Source organism: Streptomyces huiliensis, assembly GCF_020037025.1.
In the GTDB taxonomy this organism is placed as follows: domain Bacteria; phylum Actinomycetota; class Actinomycetes; order Streptomycetales; family Streptomycetaceae; genus Streptomyces; species Streptomyces huiliensis.
The window spans coordinates 23,974-40,157 of the sequence record NZ_JAIQLH010000057.1; the positions used below are offsets into that span (position 1 = coordinate 23,974).

General features: G+C 74.0%; 17 protein-coding genes. 9 read left to right on the forward strand and 8 right to left on the reverse strand.

Annotated features, from left to right (window positions below; all coding sequences use genetic code 11):
* Window positions 1-75 precede the first annotated feature (75 nt).
* Entirely contained in the window at window positions 76-885 is an 810-nt protein-coding gene (locus JNW98_RS12295; protein ID WP_223768198.1) for a putative protein N(5)-glutamine methyltransferase, read from the forward strand.
* A gap of 162 nt (window positions 886-1,047) precedes the next feature.
* Window positions 1,048-1,353, forward strand: coding sequence for a cupin domain-containing protein (locus JNW98_RS12300; RefSeq protein ID WP_223768199.1), 306 nt, complete (start codon window positions 1,048-1,050; stop codon window positions 1,351-1,353).
* Between the two features lie 33 nt (window positions 1,354-1,386).
* Here the strand turns inward: JNW98_RS12300 and JNW98_RS12305 are convergent, their stop codons facing one another.
* The gene (locus JNW98_RS12305; RefSeq protein ID WP_223768200.1) at window positions 1,387-2,403 is read right to left on the reverse strand and encodes a helix-turn-helix domain-containing protein; all 1,017 of its coding nucleotides are present in this window, start codon (window positions 2,401-2,403) and stop codon (window positions 1,387-1,389) included.
* A gap of 444 nt (window positions 2,404-2,847) precedes the next feature.
* On the opposite strand from JNW98_RS12305, the gene JNW98_RS12310 reads away from it, so the two are divergent.
* Window positions 2,848-3,495, forward strand: a complete 648-nt coding sequence (locus JNW98_RS12310; protein WP_223768201.1) for a DinB family protein — start codon at window positions 2,848-2,850, stop codon at window positions 3,493-3,495.
* Here JNW98_RS12310 and JNW98_RS12315 read toward each other — a convergent pair.
* Window positions 3,458-4,567 carry an RNA polymerase sigma-70 factor gene (locus JNW98_RS12315; RefSeq protein WP_223768202.1) on the reverse strand — a complete coding sequence of 370 codons (1,110 nt, stop codon included), beginning with the start codon at window positions 4,565-4,567 and terminating at the stop codon, window positions 3,458-3,460. The two genes, JNW98_RS12310 and JNW98_RS12315, sit on opposite strands and share 38 nt — an antisense overlap.
* Window positions 4,568-4,647: 80 nt before the next feature.
* Window positions 4,648-5,370, reverse strand: coding sequence for an ArsR/SmtB family transcription factor (locus tag JNW98_RS12320; protein WP_223768203.1), 723 nt, complete (start codon window positions 5,368-5,370; stop codon window positions 4,648-4,650).
* Window positions 5,371-5,434: 64 nt separating this feature from the next.
* Here JNW98_RS12320 and JNW98_RS12325 point away from each other — a divergent pair, with 64 nt between their 5' ends.
* On the forward strand, window positions 5,435-7,132 hold the full coding sequence (locus tag JNW98_RS12325; protein ID WP_223768204.1) for an isocitrate lyase/phosphoenolpyruvate mutase family protein: 1,698 nt from the start codon (window positions 5,435-5,437) through the stop codon (window positions 7,130-7,132).
* Window positions 7,133-7,194: 62 nt separating this feature from the next.
* Here JNW98_RS12325 and JNW98_RS12330 read toward each other — a convergent pair whose 3' ends face one another.
* Entirely contained in the window at window positions 7,195-8,568 is a 1,374-nt protein-coding gene (locus JNW98_RS12330) for a glycosyltransferase family 2 protein (RefSeq protein ID WP_223768205.1), read from the reverse strand.
* A gap of 240 nt (window positions 8,569-8,808) precedes the next feature.
* On the opposite strand from JNW98_RS12330, the gene JNW98_RS12335 reads away from it, so the two are divergent.
* Entirely contained in the window at window positions 8,809-9,786 is a 978-nt protein-coding gene (locus tag JNW98_RS12335; protein WP_223768206.1) for an aldo/keto reductase, read from the forward strand.
* 345 nt (window positions 9,787-10,131) lie between these two features.
* Here the strand turns inward: JNW98_RS12335 and thpR are convergent, their stop codons facing one another.
* Window positions 10,132-10,698 (reverse strand): RNA 2',3'-cyclic phosphodiesterase, encoded by a 567-nt coding sequence (thpR, locus tag JNW98_RS12340; RefSeq protein WP_223768207.1) that lies wholly within the window; start codon window positions 10,696-10,698, stop codon window positions 10,132-10,134.
* Window positions 10,699-10,717: 19 nt separating this feature from the next.
* On the opposite strand from thpR, the gene JNW98_RS12345 reads away from it, so the two are divergent.
* Window positions 10,718-11,254, forward strand: coding sequence for a GNAT family N-acetyltransferase (locus JNW98_RS12345; RefSeq protein WP_223768208.1), 537 nt, complete (start codon window positions 10,718-10,720; stop codon window positions 11,252-11,254).
* A gap of 47 nt (window positions 11,255-11,301) precedes the next feature.
* Here JNW98_RS12345 and JNW98_RS12350 read toward each other — a convergent pair whose 3' ends face one another.
* Together JNW98_RS12350 and JNW98_RS12355 are read right to left on the reverse strand one after the other, a co-directional pair.
* Window positions 11,302-12,681, reverse strand: coding sequence for an MFS transporter (locus JNW98_RS12350; protein ID WP_223768209.1), 1,380 nt, complete (start codon window positions 12,679-12,681; stop codon window positions 11,302-11,304).
* Between the two features lie 24 nt (window positions 12,682-12,705).
* Window positions 12,706-13,212 carry a MarR family winged helix-turn-helix transcriptional regulator gene (locus tag JNW98_RS12355; RefSeq protein ID WP_372459224.1) on the reverse strand — a complete coding sequence of 169 codons (507 nt, stop codon included), beginning with the start codon at window positions 13,210-13,212 and terminating at the stop codon, window positions 12,706-12,708.
* Between the two features lie 209 nt (window positions 13,213-13,421).
* Here JNW98_RS12355 and JNW98_RS12360 point away from each other — a divergent pair, with 209 nt between their 5' ends.
* Complete coding sequence (locus tag JNW98_RS12360) at window positions 13,422-13,703, forward strand: hypothetical protein (protein ID WP_223768210.1); 282 nt, start codon at window positions 13,422-13,424, stop codon at window positions 13,701-13,703.
* Window positions 13,700-14,092: a type II toxin-antitoxin system VapC family toxin gene (locus JNW98_RS12365; protein WP_223768211.1), complete on the forward strand. Its 393-nt coding sequence runs from the start codon at window positions 13,700-13,702 to the stop codon at window positions 14,090-14,092. The genes JNW98_RS12360 and JNW98_RS12365 overlap by 4 nt, the downstream gene beginning before the upstream one ends.
* Before the next feature lie 76 nt (window positions 14,093-14,168).
* Here JNW98_RS12365 and JNW98_RS12370 read toward each other — a convergent pair whose 3' ends face one another.
* The gene (locus JNW98_RS12370) at window positions 14,169-15,635 is read right to left on the reverse strand and encodes an NCS2 family permease (RefSeq protein ID WP_223768212.1); all 1,467 of its coding nucleotides are present in this window, start codon (window positions 15,633-15,635) and stop codon (window positions 14,169-14,171) included.
* A 236-nt stretch (window positions 15,636-15,871) separates the two neighbouring features.
* Between JNW98_RS12370 and JNW98_RS12375 the strand changes: the two genes are divergently transcribed.
* Window positions 15,872-16,174 (forward strand): DUF2530 domain-containing protein, encoded by a 303-nt coding sequence (locus JNW98_RS12375; RefSeq protein ID WP_223768213.1) that lies wholly within the window; start codon window positions 15,872-15,874, stop codon window positions 16,172-16,174.
* Window positions 16,175-16,184: the final 10 nt, after the last annotated feature.

Genomic DNA, 16,184 nt, shown 5'->3' on the forward strand with positions numbered 1-16,184 from the left:
TCGGAAGGCCGCGTTCGCCGCGTAGCGACGCGCCGCCGTCCGGGAGCGCCCTTCGGTTTCCCCGGAAGGCTTCTCATGTCGGCAACATCCTCGCTTCTCCCCTCCCTCGCGTCCGTCGTCTCCAGGCTGCGTGCCGCGGGCTGCGTCTTCGCCGAGGAGGAGGCCGAACTGCTCGTCGAGGCGGCGGACTCGCCCTCGGCGCTCGACGTCCTCGTGGAGCGGCGCGTCTCCGGCGTCCCCCTGGAACACGTGGTGGGCTGGGCCGCGTTCGGCGGCCTGCGGGTCGCGGTCGGATCGGGGGTCTTCGTCCCCCGCCGCCGCACCGAGTTCCTCGTCGAACAGGCCGTCGCGACGGCCCGCCCGGACGCGGTCGTCCTGGACCTGTGCTGCGGCTCCGGCGCGGTGGGCGCGGCGGTGGCCGCCGCCCTGGGCGCCGCCGAACTGCACGCCGCCGACGTCGAACCGGCCGCCGTCCGCTACGCCCGGCGCAACCTCGGCCCGGCGGCGCGGGTGTACGAGGGCGACCTCTACGCCCCGCTCCCCGCGGACCTCCGGGGCCGGGTGAACGTCCTGGTGGCCAACGCCCCGTACGTCCCCACCGGCGAGATCGCCCTGCTGCCGCCGGAGGCGCGCGACCACGAGCCCCTGGTGACGCTCGACGGCGGTGCGGACGGCCTGGACGTACAGCGCCGCGTGGCCGCGGAGGCGGTCCGGTGGCTGGCGCCGGGCGGCCGGCTGCTGATGGAGACGAGCGAGCGCCAAGCGGTGCGCTCGATGGCCCTGTTCGCCGCCGCCGGGCTCATACCGCGGCTGGCCATCTGCGACGAGCGGGACGCCACGGTCGTCGTCGGCACGCGCCCGGGACGCGGCACCGGCCGCCCCTGACGCCCCTCACATCCCTGGCGCCGCTGATATCCCCGACTCCGCGTCATCCTTTGCCGAACGGTCGACCACCCGTCGGCATCGTGCGCATACGCTCCCGTCATCCCTGATCACCACAGTGGCGGCCGGCGTTTTCCCCGCCGGCCGCGGAGGAGACGTGCGCCCATGCACCCGACGGTTCTGACCGATGTGTCCGCCCGACTGACCGATGTGTGGCAGTCGGCGGTGATGAGTCAGGTGGGGGACGTGCGCGTCAAAGTGCTGCGGATGGACGGGCGTCCGGTGCCGGAGGAGCGGCACGAGACGGCAGAGGCGCTGCTCGTCCTCGACGGCCTGCTGCGGCTGGCCGTCGAGGGGCGCCCGGTGGACGTCGGGCCGGGTGCGCTGTACACGGTCCCGGCGGGGGCTCCGCACGCGGTGCTGCCGGGCAGCCACGGGACGCTGGTGATCGTGGAACGGGAGGACGGCTGAAGGGCGCCCGAGGACTCCGGGCGCGGGCCAGGGCTACCCCGGCCCGTTCTCCAGCAGCGCGCGTCCCAGCGGGGTCAGCACGTGCCGCACCGAAGTACCGGTACGGCGCGTCGAGATGAGGCCCGCCGTCCGTAGCACGGTGGCGTGTTCGCTGGCGGAGGCCGGGGAGACGCCGGCGGCGCGGGCGAGTTCGGCGGTGCTGCCGCCGGCCGCGGCGGCGGCGAGGACGTGCGCCCGGGTGCGGCCCATCAGAGCTTCCAGGTGGGCGAGTTCGCCGTGCCGCCGGGCGCCGGCGGGCGGCGCGAGGACGGAGAGGTGGGCGGCCGGTTCGCGGGCGATCGGGTAGCGGATCTCCAGGGGCGCGTCGGGGTCGGCGCTGTCCAGGCGGAGTACCGGCGCCGTGAGGAAGAAGGTCGGGGTGAGCAGCACGCCCCGGCCGCCGAGCCGCAGGTCGATGTCCAGCGTGCAGGGCGCGTGCAGGACCGGCGACTCCCAGCGCAGGGTGGGGTGCAGGTCGGCGAGCAGCCGCTCGACGCCGTGGTCGGCGAGCACGCGGGCGCGGCGGGTCCGGTCCGCGTGGGCAGCGGCGGCGAGCTGGGGCCAGTAGGGCGCGATCACGGCGTCGTAGTAGGCGCGGAAGCCCCGGTCGACGAGGCGCGCGGCCTCGCGGTCGCCGGTGTGCAGGTCGCCGATCCAGCGGGGGACGGTGGGCCGCCACTCCTCGGCGACGGACAGGTCCGCCGTCCAGATCCGGCGCGGCATGCTCCAGGTGGCCCGCAGGCTGTCTTCCAGCGAGGCCGAGCCCCGGACCCGGATGAACGCCTCGGGCACGTACTCGTCCAGTCCGGCGGGGGCCAGTTCGAGCAGCGGCCGGACGGCCGGGGTCAGCCGCCGCAGCGACCGCTCCCGCCAGCCGTCGAAGGCGGCCGCGCCCAGGCCGGGGGTCTGCAGCAGCGGCAGGCTGAACGTGGCCTCCGCGAGCGGGTCGGGCACGGGGTTGACGCGCACCCGGGCGAGGTCTTCCGCCTCGAAGTGCAGACGCAGGGTCATGACGGGCCGGCCTCCCTCCGGTCGCCGCGCGGGAACACGGGCGCGGGCACTCCCCATAGCGGCACGCATGGGTACGTACCGGACGAAGGGGTTCGTTGTTCCGCTCATGGTAAGCGCGGCCGGAAGCCGGTGGCCGGGCAGGTATTCGGCCAGGGCCGAAGACCTTTGCGGGCGCGGTTCCCGCTGCCTCACACTCCCCGGGCGGGCCGCCTCCACATCGGCCCGCGCGCCGCCGTCGCGGCGCGGTCCGGGCGGCTCTGCCGACTGTTGGGGGGACGGCAGGGCTCGCTGGGGGGCATGCCCGGACGAACGGAAGGGCACCGCCCCGCGTGGGGGCGGGGCGGCGCCCTCCGCTTCCGCTTTCCCTCCGGTCTTCTTCTGACTCTGATTCACTTTCGCGAAATGCGCTGTCGAGGGGTACGGGCGGGGCAGTACGTTCGCCGCATGGTGAACCCCCCGCGCACACCCGCCTCCTCGGCGGCGGACGACCTGGCCCTCGTCGTACGGCTGTCGTCGGACACCCTCCGGCAGGCCGACCCCGCCGCCTGGGACCACCCGGCGGGCGGCCTGGAGTGGACGTGCTGGGAGACCGTCGAGCACCTGAGCGACGACTTCTTCGCCTACGCGGCCCAACTGGGCCCGCGGCGGCCCCCGCAGGACGGAGAGGTCCCGTTCGTGTGGTGGAGCCGCCGCCCGGACGGGCCCGCGAACGTCACCCACGCGGACCGCGCGGCGGGCCCCGACGGGCTCCTCCAGGTGCTGGAGGCGTGCGGCGCCCTGCTGGTCGCCATGGTCCGGACGACCTCGCCGGACGTCCGGGCGCACCACTGCTTCGGCGCGTCCGACCCGGCCGGCTTCGCCGCCATGGGCACCGTCGAGGCGCTCCTCCACACCCACGACCTCGCGGCCGGCCTCGGCCTGGCCTGGGACCCGCCGGCCGACGCCTGCGCCCGCGTGCGCGCCCGGCTGTTCCCCGACGCGCCCGCGGACACCGACCCGTGGGCCACCCTGCTGTGGGCCACGGGCCGGGGCGACCTCCCGGGCCGGGAGCGGGTCACGAAGTGGCGGTGGGACGGGCGTCCGCGGGAGTAGCCGGGCCGGGGATAGCCGGGCCGGGGGTAGGCAGGCCGCGAGTAGCCGGGCCGGGGGTGTCGGCCGTGCCCGAAGCGGCCGGACGCCGGCCGCGCAGCTCGCGGTGGATCGCCCAGGCGTCCGCCACCGGGCCGAGGTGGCCGAGCTTGTCCGGGTTGAGCACGATGCGGACGGCGTGGATCCGCCCGTCGAGGATGTCGAGCGCCAGGGCCTGGAGCACCTTGCCGTCCCGGTCGTGGAAGACCGCGCCCGCCTGGCCGTTGACCTCGCGGCGCTCGAACGTGACGTCGGCCAGGGCCAGTCGCGGGACGAAGGCGGCGAGCAGCCGGGCCACGTTCCCGTCGCCGACGACGACCCTGGGCAGCTGCGGGGTCTTGCCGCCGCCGTCCCCGGTCACCGACGCGTCGGTGGCGAGGAGGTCGCGCAGGCCGGTGACGTCCCCTTCGCGCAGGGCGCCGAAGAACCGGGACGCCAGCTCCTCCCGCTCCTCGCGGGCCGCCGCGAAGCGCGGGCGGCCGTCGGCCATGTGGCGCCGCGCCCGGACGGCGAGCTGGCGGCAGGCCGCCTCCGAGCGGCCCACGGCCGCCGCCACCTCGGGGAAGCCGAAGTCGAACACCTCCCGCAGCACGAACACCGCCCGCTCCGCCGGGCTCAGCCGTTCGAGCAGCAGCAAGGCGGCCATCGAGACGGAGTCGGCCAGCTCCGCCGAGCGCTCCGGGTCCTCGTAGGGGTCGGCGAGCAGCGGCTCGGGGAACCACGGCCCGGCGTACGTCTCCCGCCGGACGCGCGCCGAGCGCAGGACGTCGATGGCGATCCGGGTGACCGTGGTCGAGAGGAAGGCCCGTGCCGAGCGGGGCCGGACCGGAGTGGCGGCGAAGCGCAGCCAGGCTTCCTGGACGGCGTCCTCGGCCTCGGTCACGCTGCTCAGGATGCGGTAGGCGATCGAGAAGAGCAGGGGACGGAGTTCCTGGAAGTCGTCAGCCCTGCCGCTTTCTTCCGCTGCTGTAACTTCTTCCACCGCTGCCGCTGCTGCCACCGCCGTGCCCCCGGACACGTGATCACCGCTCCCCATGATCGAGATGCTCCGCTCCCCCATACGACGAGACGGCGCCGCCGTCTGTGACATCCGCGGTGCGCGGGCGTCGGGGCAGCCTATGCCGCCACCCCGGCCTCCACTCCCAGCAGTGTGCGGAATGCCTCCGTCCCGTCCGGGGTCACCTTCACCGCGCGCCCGGAACCGACGCGCCGTACCCAGGCCCGGTCGAGCGCCGCGGCGCAGAGGGCGGCGCCCAGGGCGCCGGCGAGGTGGGGGCGGCGCTCGGTCCAGTCGAGGCAGCTCCGGACCAGGGGGCGGCGGGTGCCCGGCGGGTGGTCGTAGGCGAGGACGTCGGCCAGCCAGGCGCGGCCCGCCGGGGTGACGGCGAGTCCGGCGTCGGCGGCCGGCCCGTCGTCTGCGTCTGACCCGCCGCCGGCGACCACCAGGCCGCGGGCGAGCATCGCCTCGGCCAGGGCGACGCCCAGCCGGCCGGCCAGGTGGTCGTAGCAGGTTCGGGCCCGGGCCTCGGCACCCAGCCGTACGGACGCGCGCAGGTTCTCCGGGCGCGGCGTGCCCGGGGCGTACGAGGCGAGCGCCTCGACCAGCCCCGCCGCCTCCGGCCCCGCCAGCCGGACGTAGCGGTGCCGCCCCTGCCGCTCCTCGGCCAGCAGGCCGCCCTCGACGAGGCGGGACAGCTGCTCGCTTGCGGTCGAGGGCCGCACCCCCGCGTGCCGGGCGAGCTCACCCGCCGTCCAGGCACGGCCGTCCAGCAGGGCCAGGCAGAAGGCGGCCCGGGTACGGTCGGCGAGCAGCGCGGCGGTCTCGGCGAGAGGTGACATGACGCCATGATGGCGCGCGCACGGTTCGGCGGGCGCCGAACCGTCCCGGCCGTAGCGTCGGGGCATGACGCCGCACACGCACGTCCTCGACACCGCCGACGACATCCGCGCCGCCCTCGCCGACCCCGCCCTCGTCCCCGAACGCCCGCCCGGCGCCCCCGGCCCCGCCGGAGCGAGCGTCGCCTGGCTGCGGGCCACCGTCACCCGCTTCTCCTCCGGCGAGACGCACCGCCGGCGGCGGGCCCTGGTGGAGGCGGAGCTGGCCCGGGTCGAGCCCGACGCTCTGCGGGGGGCGGTGGGGAGCGGAGGGGACGTGCGGCTCCGGGTGGTGCGCGCGCTGGCCGAGGCTCTGGGGATGCCGGAGCCCGGCGCGGTCGCCGCGGATGTGGTGCTCGTGGCCGGGGTGTACTTCGGCGGGGAGGATCCGGCGGCGGATGAGGCGGTGGGGCGGCTGGTGGCGTTGTTGGGGCCCCGGTCCCACCCTTTCACCGTTTCTTGCGGGGGCGAGCCTCCGCACCCCCCTGGGCGGGCCGATTCAGCCCGTCCGGCGTTTGAGGACGAGCGGCGAAGCCGCGACAAGGGGGGTCTGGGGGCGCAGCCCCCAGGAAGCGGCGAAGTGGGGGTCCCCCCTCTGGGGGAGGGACTGGGGCACACCCCCAACGCGGAGAAGGTCGCCAACCTCATCGGCCTCCTCGTACAAGCCTGCGCGACCAGCGCGCTGGTGGAGGCAGCGACGGGCAGCGACAAACCGCTGGCGCAGGTCATACGGGAGGACACCCCCCTGCGCAGCATGCGGCGCGTGGCCGCCCGAGCCACCCACGTCGCCGGGCGAGAGGTCGCCGAGGGCGACGTGATCGTCCTGGACGTCGCCGCCGCCCACCGCCCCCACCCCGTACCGCTCACCTTCGGGGCGGAGCCCCGGGTGTGCCCCGGCCGAGCACACGCCCTGGCCCTGGCCGAGGGCCTGCTGGGCCGCCGCCCGCCGACCCCTTTCGCCGCGCTGCACCACCGCACCGAGCCCCTCCTCCTGCCGAACGCCTGGGACCACGCCTCCGCCGCCGCGCTCGCGGCGGAGGGGTTCCCGGCGGTCGGCACCACGAGCCTGGGCGTCGCCGCCGCGGCCGGGCTGCCCGACGGGGCCGCCGCGACCGCCGGGGCGACCCTCGCGCTGGCCCGGCGGCTCGGGCGCGGTCCCTTCCTGCTCAGCGTCGACGCCGAGGGCGGGTTCAGCGACGACCCGGAGGAGGTGGCCCGGCTGGCCCGGGAGCTGTACGCGGCCGGGGCCGCCGGGATCAACCTGGAGGACGGCCGTCCGGACGGCACCCTCGCCCCCGCCGAGCTGCACGCCGCCAAGGTCGCCGCCGTGAAGGCCGCCGTCCCGGACCTGTTCGTGAACGCCCGCACCGACACCCACTGGCTCGGCGTCCGCCCGGAGGAGACGGCGGCGCGCCTGGCACTCTACGAACAGGCGGGCGCCGACGGCGTGTTCGTGCCGGGGCTGACGGACCCGGACGGCATCGCCGCCCTCGTCGCCGGTCTGCTCGTCCCGCTGAACGTCCTGCACACGCCGGACGGCCCCACCCTCGCCGAGCTCGCGGCCCTGGGCGTACGCCGGGTGAGCCTCGGTTCGCTGCCCTACCGGACGGCGCTGGCGGCGGCGGTGGCCGTCGCGACCGCCGTCCGCGACGGGCGGCCGGCGGACGGCCGCCTTCCGGCGCCCTCCTACGCGGACGTGCAGGCGCTGGCGGATCCCGGACGGTGAGGCGTCCCGCTGCCCCCGTACGTCCCACTGCCCCCGTACGTCCCGCAGCCCCGTACGTCCCCCTACCCGTACTCCGCGGCCCGAGCGCCCTCGGCCGCCCGTTCTCCGGGAGCGGGCGGCCCGCCCGCGACAGGCGCCTCCACCGCGCGTTCGGTCTTGGTCCAGTGCCCGCGCCGGGTGGCGATCTGCCACAGGGCGCGCCAGCCGGCCGCGAAGCTCAGGTACAGGCTCACCACGACGACGGGAGACCAGCAGACCGCCTTCCAGAGCGGCAGGTCGTCCGTCCGGCGCCAGTAGAGCAGCGCCGTCGCCAGGTAGGCGGCGAACGGGAGTGACTGCCAGGCCAGGACGTTCGCCCACACCGGGCCGGACACGAGGACGGGCAGGCCGGCGCCGTGGCCGCACAGCGCGCGGAAGAGCGCGTAGGGCTGGACGACCGAGGCGGGCAGCGTGGCGACGTACGGGCCGAGCAGGTAGCCGGTGAGCTCGGCGCGGCCGAGGAAGCCGGAGGCGGGGCGTGCCCAGAGTTCCGGCAGACGCGTGATGGCGCTCATGTGACCGTGGAACCAGCGCGTGCGCTGGCGGAGCAGCCGGCGCGGGCTGGTCAGCCCCTGCTGGGAGACGTACGCCGTGGTGGTGGAGGTGACCGTCCAGCCCCGGACGGCGAGGCTGATGCCCAGGTCGAGGTCCTCGGTCAGGGAGTCCGACCAGGGGCGGGTCCCGACGCCGTCGAGCGCGGACAGCCTGCTGAACTGGCCGTTGCCGCCCATGCTCACCGAGCCGGTGGAGACGCGGCCGAACTGGGTCAGCGCGCTCAGGGCCCAGAACTCCAGGTCCTGCAACCGCAGCAGCAGGCGGTGCCTGCCGCGGACGCGCACCGCCAACTGGACCGCGCCCACGCCCGGTTCCGCGAACAGCCGCGCCACCCGGCTCGCGGCGCCCGGCGTCATCCGGCCGTCGGCGTCCAGCACGCACACCAGGACCCGCGACGCGTCGAGGCCCTCCTTCCCCGCCCGCTCGCGTACCGCCCGCAGACCGGCGTTGAGGGCCGCGCCCTTGCCCTGCCGCGCGGCCGGCGGCGTCCTGCGGAGGAGGGTCACGCGGTCGTCGCCGACGGCGGCCGCGATGCGGGACGTGGCGTCGTCGCTGCCGTCGTCGACGACGACGGCGCGCACGCCCGGCTGCCCGTCGAGCAGGCACCGCAGGGTGTTGCCGACGACGCGTTCCTCGTTCAGGCACGGGACGAGGACGAAGACGCTCCAGCCGGCGGGGAGCGGGGCGGGCCGCTCGTGCGCCGCCCCCAGCTGACCGCGCAGGGAGCCGTCGGCGCGGCGGGCGTGGGCGATGCCCCGGAGGAGGAGCGGGATGGCGTACGCGACCGTGTACACGGCGATGACCAGGGCGACGTACTGGGTGATCCTGTCCAGTGCGGCCACGGGATCCTTTCCGCGGGCGTTCTCTTCTCGGCGCCGGCCTCTGGGTTACCGGCTACCCAGGCGGGATGCCGGTTCCACCCCGATGCGTCCTGATTCCGCATACGTGCCGGTACCACCTACGTACTCGTCCGCGCCCCGGCCCACGTGGCGCGCCCCGGCGCGGAGACGGCAAGGCCGCCCGCCGCGCCCTCGAAAGGGTCACCCTTGATTCCGGCCCTCCGCAGGGCGTTGGCTGGGCACATGGAGTACACGCAGCTCGGGCGCACGGGACTCAGCGTCAGCCGGATCGTTCTCGGGACGATGAACTTCGGACCGCGGACCGACGAGGCCGACAGCCACGCGATCATGGACGCCGCCCTCACCGCGGGCGTCAACTTCTTCGACACGGCCAACACCTACGGTGCCCGCGAGGACCGCGGCCGGACGGAGATCATCATCGGCGACTGGTTCGCCAAGGGCGGCGGCCGCCGGGACAAGGTGGTGCTGGCCACCAAGGGGTTCGGCGCGACGGAACCGGGGGCGGAGGGCGAGTGGCCCAACCGGTCGCGGCTGTCCGCGCTGAACATCCGCCGGTCGGTGGAGGCCAGCCTCCGGCGGCTCCGCACCGACCACATCGACCTCTACCAGTTCCACCACGTGGACCGGGAGACGCCCTGGGAGGAGATCTGGCAGGCGGTCGACGTCCTGGTCCAGCAGGGCAAGATCCTCTACGCCGGTTCGTCCAACCACGCCGGCTGGCACATCGCCCAGGCCAACGAGACCGCGCGCCGGATCGGCTCGTACGGGCTCGTCAGCGAGCAGTGTCTCTACAACCTGGTCGAGCGGCGGGCCGAGATGGAGGTCCTCCCGGCGGCCCGGGCCTACGGCCTCGGCATCATCCCCTGGTCGCCCCTGGGCGGCGGCCTGCTCGGCGGCGCGATCCGGCGCGCGGCGGAGACGGGACGGACGGCGGAGGCGCTCGCGAGCACGTCCGTGCGGGACCGGATCCAGGCGTACGAGGACGTCGTCGACGCGCATGGGCTCGTGCCCGGGGAGGTGGCTCTGGCCTGGCTGCTCGCCCAGCCGGGGGTCACCGGGCCGATCGTCGGGCCTCGGACGGTGGAGCAGTTGGGCTCCGCCCTCAAGGCGGTGGAGTTGGAGCTGCCGGAGGAGCTCCTGGCCTCTCTGGACGAGATCTTCCCTGGGCCGGGGGAGACGCCGGAGGCTTTCGCCTGGTAGGGGGGTGCCCCGGTCCCGCCCCTTCGCCGATTCCTGGGGCTACCGCCCCCGACCCCGAAACCGCGCTCCGCGCGGTTGTCCTCAAACGCCGGACGGGCTGAACGTGCCACCTCAGGCACCATCCAACCCGTCCGGCGCTAGAGGACGAGCGGCGCAGCCGCGACTAGCGGGGTCTGGGGCGCAGCCCCAGGAAACGGCGAAAGGGCGGGACCGGGGAACAGCCCGCCGCAGGCGGATCAGCGCACAGCCGCCACCACAGCCACAATGACGAGCATCAGCGCAAGCGCCCCGGTCATGATCCGGTTCCTGGTCTTCGGGTCCACCCAGGAAGGGTAACGAACCCCCTCACTCCCCAAGGCCCCAGGCCCGCACCGTCTCGTACCGAGGCCGCTCCCCCGGGACCCCCGACGCGGGCAGCCGGCTGCGGACGAGCTCCAGCCGCTCGGCCGGCCAGGGCGAGCCTCGGAAGCCCGCGAGCGCCTCCGCGTACGGCCGGAGGGCGACGTGGCCGGTCGCCGCGCGGGCGAGGGTGAGGTGGGCGTGGAAGGGGCGGGACTCGTCCACGGCCACGCCCGCGCGCCGGGCCGCCGCGCCGGCGGAGCGGGCGAGGGCGCGGAGGGTCGGGACGTCGCCGTCCGCGCCGGCCCAGAGGACGCGGTCGCCGAACCGCCCGCCGCCCGCGAGCCGGAGCTCGTGGGCGGGGTGCCGGTGGGCGGCCCGGGCGAGGCGTTCGGTGAGGTCCGGCAGCACCGCCTCGTCCGTCTCGCCCAGGAAGGCGAGGGTGAAGTGCCAGGTCGCGGGGGAGGACCAGCGCAGCCGCGCACTGTCGGGGAGGGCGTGCAACTCGGCCGCCGCCTCGCCCAGTTCGGACAGGGCGGAGGGCGGGGGAACGACGGCGACAAAGAGGCGCATGGTGGCTAGTGTCGCGCGGATGGAGATCACGAAGCGGGAAGACGACCGGCCGGCCGTCAGGAGGGGCGGGGTCGAGGACCTCGCCGCGGTCCTCGCGATGCTCGACAGCGCCGTCGAGTGGCTGACGGCACACGGCCGTACGGGCCAGTGGGGCGCCGAACCGTTCTCGACGCGGCCGTCGAGCGTCGAGAAGATCCGGGAGAACCTGGAATCGACCTCTGTCTGGATCGCCGAGGACGAGGACGGGATACCGGTCGGCGCGCTGACACTGTCGCCCCGCCCCTCCTCGTACGTCGAACCGGCCGGTGAGCCGGAGGTGTTCGTCCGCTTCCTCGTCACCGACCGCCGCCGCGCGGTCCGGGGCGTCGGCGCGGCGCTCCTCGCGCACGCCGCCCGGGAGGCGCGGCGGCAGGGCGTGGACCTGCTCCGGGTGGACTGCTACGCGGGCGGGGACGGCGCGTTGGTGGCGTACTACCGCGGCCAGGGGTTCGTTCCCGCGGAGACGTTCACCGTGGGCGACTGGCCGGGACAGGTGCTGGAGCGGCGGCTGGGGTGAAGTCGAAGGGCTCCCGGGGCGGCACCGCCCCGGGACGCCCCGCCGCCTCACCCCACGGTCGTCAGCGCGGCCGCCTCCGGTCGTTCCTCCGCCGGCCGGCGCGGCACGAAGCGCACGGGCTGCCGCCCGCGCCGCAGGTCGACCTGGAGCCGGAGCCCGGCGGCGCGGGCCAGGCCGAGGCCGATGCCGGCCGCCGCGAGGACGGAGATCACCCCGCCGGCCGCGAAGCCGACGCGGGCGCCGTAGGCGTCGGTGATCCAGCCGACGAGGGGCGCGCCGATCGGGGTGCCGCCCATGAAGACCATCATGTAGAGGCTGAGCACCCGGCCACGCATGGCGGGGGCGACGGCCAGCTGCACGCTGGAGTTGGCGGTGACGTTGATCGTCAGGCCGAACATCCCGATGGGCACCAGGAGCACGGCGAACAGCCAGAACGTCGGCGACAGCGCGGCGGCGACCTCCAGCAACCCGAAGGCGAGGGCCGCGCCGACCATGACGCGCCGCCGCGAGCTGCCGCGCCGGGCGGAGAGCAGCGCGCCGGCCAGCGAACCGGCCGCCATCAGGGTGTTGAGCAGGCCGTAGGTGCCGGCGCCGGCGTGGTGGACGTCGTTGACGAACGCCGTGAGCCAGATGGGGAAGTTGTAGCCGAAGGTGCCGACGAAGCCGATGAGGATGATCGGCCAGAGCAGGTCGGGCTGCTCCCTGACGTGCCGCAGCCCTTCCCTGAGCTGGCCCTTGCCGCGCGGGGCGGTCTCGGCCTTGTGCAGTTCCCCGGTGCGCATCATCAGCAGACCGGCGATCGGGGCGATGTAGGAGAGCCCGTTGAAGAGGAAGGCGGCGCCGCTGCCGACGGCGGTGATCATGACACCGGCGACGGCGGGGCCGACGAGCCGGGCTGTCTGGAAGTTGGCGGAGTTGAGGCTGACGGCGTTGCCGAGGTCGGCGGGGCCGACCATTTCGTGGACGAACGCCTGCCGGGCGGGGTTGTCGACGACGGTGACGAGGCCGAGGGCCAGGGCGGTGAGGTAGACGTGCCACACCTGGACGTGGCCGGAAAGGGTGAGGACCGCGAGCGCGAGGCCCGTCAGTCCGCTCGCCGCCTGGGTGACGAGGAGCAGGAGGCGCTTGGGGCACCGGTCGGCGATGACGCCGCCGTACAGGCCGAGGAACAGCATCGGCAGGAACTGCAGGGCGGTGGTGATGCCCACCGCGGCGGAGGAACCCGTGAGGCCGAGGACCAGCCAGTCCTGGGCTATTCGCTGCATCCAGGTGCCGGTGTTCGACACGACCTGGCCGGCGGCGAAGAGCCGGTAGTTGCGGATCCTGAGTGAGCTGAACATGCCCCCCTTGCGGGTCAGGGGGGTGGTGCGTGCGTCGTCGTGGCGGTTCGGTGCGGGTGCGGAGTCTGCTCCGGGTCCCGTACTCAAGTGGGTTCGCCTCCTTTGCTCGGGCTACAAGTGCGCGAGTTTCTCCAGTACCGGTGCGGCGGCGCGCAGCGTCGCCCACTCGTCCTCGTCCAGTCGCCCGGCCAGTTCGGCCAGCCAGGCGTTGCGCTTGCGCCGGCTCTCTTCGAGCATGGCCTCGGCCCGCTCGGTCTGTGTGACCACCTTCTGCCGGCGGTCCTCGGGGTGTGGTTCCAGCCTGACCAGTTCCTTGCTCTCCAGCAGCGCGACGATGCGGGTCATCGACGGCGGCTGGACGTGCTCCTTGCGGGCCAGCTCCCCCGGGGTGGCCGAACCGCACCGGGCCAAGGTGCCCAGGACGGACATCTCGGCCGGGCTGAGCGATTCGTCGACCCGCTGGTGCTTGAGCCTCCGGGACAGCCGCATGACACCCGAACGCAACGCGTTGACGGCGTCCGTGTCGGGGTCCGTGCCGGTACTGACGGCGGCGGCGTCCGAGGGCTGCTGAGCGGGATCGGGGACCTCGGGGGAAGAGGTGCGGGACAGGTCCGGCATGTTCATTAGATTAACTCATTATTTCACCTAAGGAAAGTGTGCACGGACGGGCGCACGGGAGCAGCGGGGGCCCAGGGACGGGCCGCGAAGGGGAGCACGGCGACGGGTGCGCGCCCTTGACGCCTTGCGCGACTCGCCGACCCCCAGCGCTTCGCAGCAGTTCCCCGTGGTTCCTAGCAGTTTCATACACGGCTTATTACACTCGGTCCATGACCCCAGCTCGCCGTGGCAGGACCAGCGTCACCAGCGTCTCCCTGCAGACCGAGACCCTGGAAGCCATCCGTGCCCGCGCAGGCCGTCAAGGCGTGTCCGCATATGTGGAGGAGGCTGTTCAGCGGCAGCTCCAGCGGGAGGCGATCGACGACTTCATCGCGTCCGCCGAAGCCGAGCACGGACCGGTCGACCAGGCCGAGGTCGATGCCCGAGTGGAGCGTCTGCGCGCCTTCCACGCTGCCCGCCGGAGCGGATCGGCCCCGGAGAACGCCGCGTGAGCGGCACGCTGGTCCTCGACAGCGAAGCGCTCTCGAAGCTGTGCCGCCGGCACCGCACGATGACCATGTGGCTGGACGTCGCCCGAAGGCTGGACCTCGTGGTGGTGACCAGTGCCGCGACGCTCGTCGAAGCGCGCGACCCCAAAGCGCCACAGGCCGCGTTCGACCACGCGGTATCCCTGACCAAGGTGCGTCCCGTCACCGAGGAGATCGCCCGCGCGGCTGGAAAGCTGCTGACGGCCGAGGGTCTGCACGGCCACAAGTACGCCATCGACGCGATGCTCGCGGCCACCGCGCATGCGGAGCACGGGAACGTCACGGTGATCACCAGCGACGTCGACGATCTGCGTCGGCTCTGCCGGCCCCACATCGCGGTCGAGGCGGTCTGACGCCGGACGGCACGACGGCCGGGGCAGCCGTCGTTCGGCTGTCCCGGCCGTCGTCGTGGCCGCGTTCGGGGAGGGGCTACTTCACGCCCAGCGCGCGCTCGATCGGGTCGAGGAGGAAGTAGACGAGGAAGCAGGCGCCGACGACGTTGAGGAGCCAGGGGATCTCGCGGGCGCGGCGGTCGGCGACGCGGAGGAGGATGAAGGCGAGGACGCCCATGCCGATGCCGTTGGTGATGGAGTAGGTGAACGGCATGGAGACGATCGTCAGGAACGCGGGGATCGCGATCGTGAAGTCGCTCCAGTCGATCTCCCTGACGTTGGCCGCCATGATCAGGAAGCCGACGACGAGGAGGGCCGGGGTCGCCGCCTGGGAGGGGACGACGGTCGCCAGCGGGGTGAAGATCAGGGCGAGCAGGAAGAGGCCGCCGGTCATGAGGTTGGCGAGGCCGGTGCGGGCGCCCTCGCCGACGCCGGCGGTGGACTCGACGAAGCAGGTGTTGGCGGAGGCGGAGCCGAAGCCGCCGGCGGCGACGGCGACGCCGTCCACCATCAGGATCTTGCCCATGTTGGGCAGCTGGCCGTTCTCGTCGGTGAGCCCGGCCTCCTCGCCGACGCCGATGATCGTGCCCATCGCGTCGAAGAACCCGGACAGCAGCACGGTGAAGACGAAGAGGCAGCCGGTGAGCAGGCCCACTTCATGGAAGCCGCCGAAGAGGCTGATGTTCCCGACGAGGCCGAAGTCGGGCGTGGCGACGACGCTGTCGGGGATGCGGGGGATGCTGAGGCCCCAGTTGGCGTCCGGGATCACGGCCAGCTCGTTGATCAGGATCGCCACGAAGGTCATCACGACGATGCCGATCAGGATCGCCCCGGGCGCCTTGCGGACGACCAGGATGAAGGTCAGCGCCAGCCCCGCGGCGAAGACCAGCACCGGCCAGCCGTGCAGCTGCCCGCCCTGACCGAGGCCCAGCGGGACGGTGGTGTGGGCGGCGTCCGGGTTGCGGGTGACGAAGCCCGAGTCGACCAGGCCGATCAGCGAGATGAACAGGCCGATGCCGATGGCGATCGCGCGGCGGAGGCCGTTGGGGATGGCGTCCATGACCCGCTGGCGGAGGCCGGAGGCGACCAGCAGCATCAGGACGAGGCCGGCCAGGACGACCATGCCCATCGCGTCCGGCCAGCTCATCTTGGGGGCCAGCTGGAGCGAGACGACGGCGTTGATGCCGAGGCCGGCGGCGCAGGCGATGGGGACGTTGCCGATGGCGCCCATGAGGACGGTGCTGAGGCCGGCCATCAGAGCGGTGGCCGTGACCAGTTGGGCGTTGTCGAGCTGGTGCCCGAACTTGTCCTGGCCGGCCCCGAGGATGATCGGGTTCAGGATGATGATGTACGCCATCGCGAAGAACGTGGCGAGACCGCCGCGCAGTTCGCGGGCGACGGACGAGCCCCGCTCGGTGATCCGGAACCAGCGGTCGAGCGGACCGCCGGTCGGCGTCGGGGACGGTTGCTGGGCGTCGACCGGTGCGGTGGCCGAGGAGGGCATGCGGGACCTCAGACGTACGGGACGGGGGCCGAGGCCCACGGAGCGGTTATCAGGGCGGTGTGGTGAGGGGGCCGGATCGGAGCGCGGCTTGTACGTTCATATGAAAGCAACCGATCGGATCCGACTCGTTTCAGTATGAATAAACAAGCCGTGAATTGCTATCTCCGCGCGTAGACCCCTATAGGGCCGGGGATCCGGCCAAGATCACCGCGCCCGGACGGACTAGGCTGGCCGCCATGACGAAGTGGACACCCAGGCACGAGGCGCCGGAGCCCCTCGAGGGCAATGTCGTCGCCACCATCACCGGCGGCACGATCGTGTGGTTCGTCCTCTTCGTCGTCCAGCTGCCCTTCTACGGCCGGCTCTCCGACGGCGGCCACCTGTGGTGGCTGTGGACCTGCCTGGCCGGCGGCGGGCTCGGGCTCGTCGGCGTCTGGTACGTCAGGAAGCGGGACGCCGCGATCAAGCGGCACGCGGCGGCGAAGGAGAACGGGCGCAAGACGGCCGAAAGCGTTCCTTCGGAAGGTGAAACGGGCTGAACGCCCGTAC

Excerpts from the sequence above, each read along its gene's own strand:
- JNW98_RS12305 (WP_223768200.1), bottom strand. The coding sequence starts at position 2,403 with ATGACCCTGCGTCTGCACTTCGAGGCGGAAGACCTCGCCCGGGTGCGC.
- JNW98_RS12315 (WP_223768202.1), bottom strand. The coding sequence starts at position 4,567 with ATGGGGAGCGGTGATCACGTGTCCGGGGGCACGGCGGTGGCAGCAGCG.
- JNW98_RS12325 (WP_223768204.1), top strand. The coding sequence starts at position 5,435 with ATGACGCCGCACACGCACGTCCTCGACACCGCCGACGACATCCGCGCC.
- JNW98_RS12360 (WP_223768210.1), top strand. The coding sequence starts at position 13,422 with ATGACCCCAGCTCGCCGTGGCAGGACCAGCGTCACCAGCGTCTCCCTG.
- JNW98_RS12320 (WP_223768203.1), bottom strand. The coding sequence starts at position 5,370 with ATGTCACCTCTCGCCGAGACCGCCGCGCTGCTCGCCGACCGTACCCGG.
- JNW98_RS12310 (WP_223768201.1), top strand. The coding sequence starts at position 2,848 with ATGGTGAACCCCCCGCGCACACCCGCCTCCTCGGCGGCGGACGACCTG.
- thpR (WP_223768207.1), bottom strand. The coding sequence starts at position 10,698 with ATGCGCCTCTTTGTCGCCGTCGTTCCCCCGCCCTCCGCCCTGTCCGAA.
- JNW98_RS12300 (WP_223768199.1), top strand. The coding sequence starts at position 1,048 with ATGCACCCGACGGTTCTGACCGATGTGTCCGCCCGACTGACCGATGTG.
- JNW98_RS12355 (WP_372459224.1), bottom strand. The coding sequence starts at position 13,212 with ATGCCGGACCTGTCCCGCACCTCTTCCCCCGAGGTCCCCGATCCCGCT.
- JNW98_RS12370 (WP_223768212.1), bottom strand. The coding sequence starts at position 15,635 with ATGCCCTCCTCGGCCACCGCACCGGTCGACGCCCAGCAACCGTCCCCG.
- JNW98_RS12295 (WP_223768198.1), top strand. The coding sequence starts at position 76 with ATGTCGGCAACATCCTCGCTTCTCCCCTCCCTCGCGTCCGTCGTCTCC.
- JNW98_RS12345 (WP_223768208.1), top strand. The coding sequence starts at position 10,718 with ATGGAGATCACGAAGCGGGAAGACGACCGGCCGGCCGTCAGGAGGGGC.
- JNW98_RS12375 (WP_223768213.1), top strand. The coding sequence starts at position 15,872 with ATGACGAAGTGGACACCCAGGCACGAGGCGCCGGAGCCCCTCGAGGGC.
- JNW98_RS12335 (WP_223768206.1), top strand. The coding sequence starts at position 8,809 with ATGGAGTACACGCAGCTCGGGCGCACGGGACTCAGCGTCAGCCGGATC.